Source organism: Methylobacterium sp. WL18 (genome assembly GCF_008040015.1).
In the GTDB taxonomy this organism is placed as follows: domain Bacteria; phylum Pseudomonadota; class Alphaproteobacteria; order Rhizobiales; family Beijerinckiaceae; genus Methylobacterium; species Methylobacterium mesophilicum.
In genome coordinates this window covers 1-1,344 of record NZ_VRVD01000941.1, presented here as the reverse complement: position 1 = coordinate 1,344, position 1,344 = coordinate 1, and the positions used below count along the sequence as shown (strand labels likewise).

1 protein-coding gene and 1 pseudogene are annotated in these 1,344 nt (G+C 70.4%); both read right to left on the bottom strand.

Annotation, left to right across the window (positions count from 1 at the left end; genetic code table 11):
- Nucleotides 1-599: pseudogene (locus tag FV228_RS29915) on the bottom strand (AraC family transcriptional regulator); the annotation flags it as partial.
- Between the two features lie 457 nt (nucleotides 600-1,056).
- On the bottom strand, nucleotides 1,057-1,236 hold the full coding sequence (locus tag FV228_RS29910) for a hypothetical protein (RefSeq protein ID WP_007569333.1): 180 nt from the start codon (nucleotides 1,234-1,236) through the stop codon (nucleotides 1,057-1,059).
- Nucleotides 1,237-1,344: the final 108 nt, after the last annotated feature.

The window sequence follows — 1,344 nt, the reverse complement described above, 5'->3', positions numbered from 1 at the left end:
CGCCCGGACAGGCGCGGGACGGCGGCGGCGAGCAGCGTCGCGGTCGCCTCCGCGGCGGCCCGGGACTCGTGTTCCGAAAACCCGTCGGCATGGGCGCTGAGCGATCGGAGATGGTCCGCGAGCAACCGGCCGAACGGCGTGGTGCCGTGCAGGACCGTCCCGTGCAGCGCGTCGAGATCGACCGCCCCCGCGCCGAACAGCGGCCGCGGCAGAACCAGCGTCAGGGCGCGGTAATCCGTGGAGCTGGCGGCCAGGGGCCGGGACAGGTCGAACAGGCAGATATCGCCGGGCCCGCAATCCTGCTCGCCGCCCTCGATTTCGATCCGGGAGCGGCCAGAGACGCGGACATGCGCCAGGATGTGATCGACGCCCATCCGGGCGACCAGGGCGCGCGAGCGCTCGAACCGCAAACCGGAGGCACCCGCCCGGCACAGGATGGCATTGCCCAGGTGCCGGACCTGCGACTGTCCGCGGAAGTCGGCGACATCCTCCGGCCGGATGGCGAACTCCCAGAACGGCGCGACGGCCTCACGCCAGGCCGCGGCCTGAAGCAGACCAGGCCCGTCCCCGCCCATCTCCAGGACTGATTTCGACCGCATCACCCGAGTCGTGCATCCCGACATGCACGTGCGCAGCCGGCCACGTGCTGATGTCAGGTGCTGGTTTGCAGATCAAAGGTCAAGGTTCCACAGCTGGAATACCGGATTAACGCGTTGATAGCACTACGTAGAATATTATTCTCAAGAGCGCCGGCATCTGCGTGATCGAACGTCAGTCCATCGCGCAAGTGAAGCCAGCCTTCGTGTCATGGATTCCGAATTCGGGCCCGACGGCCCTGCCGTGAGGACTTGAACCGATCTCCGTCGGGAGCCGACGGGTGGCTTCCCGCCGCCGCAGGCGGATGGTCTTACGCGGCGTCACGCAACGCGCGCTCCGCTCCACCGGGGCCGGCGCACGAAAAACCCCGCGGGCCCGGTCGGGCTGCGGGGTTGAAGGCGGCAGGGTCGCCGGAGCGCAGGGCTCCGGGATCGACCGGTCACGCGGCGCGAGGCCGGGTCACTTTCCGCTGGGCGCCGCACCGCTGCCCGTGGCCCCGTTCCCGGTGCTGTTGCTGCCGGCGGGCGAGCCGGAGGTCGAGGTGTTGCCGTTGGGCGTGCTCTGGGCGGCCGCCATCCCGGCGCTGCCCGCGACGAGGGCGAGGGCGAGAAGCGTGGTCTGGAGGGTACGGCTGGTCATGAAACGCTCACATCCCGAAGGACCGGCCAGGGCCGGCATGACCTAGACAACGGGGACGGCGCCGAGGCTGTTCCCGGGCGCCCCCGCCTCCGGCCCCGGGCTCAGACC

Coding starts and splice junctions, on each gene's coding strand:
- FV228_RS29910 (WP_007569333.1), bottom strand. CDS start 1,236: ATGACCAGCCGTACCCTCCAGACCACGCTTCTCGCCCTCGCCCTCGTC.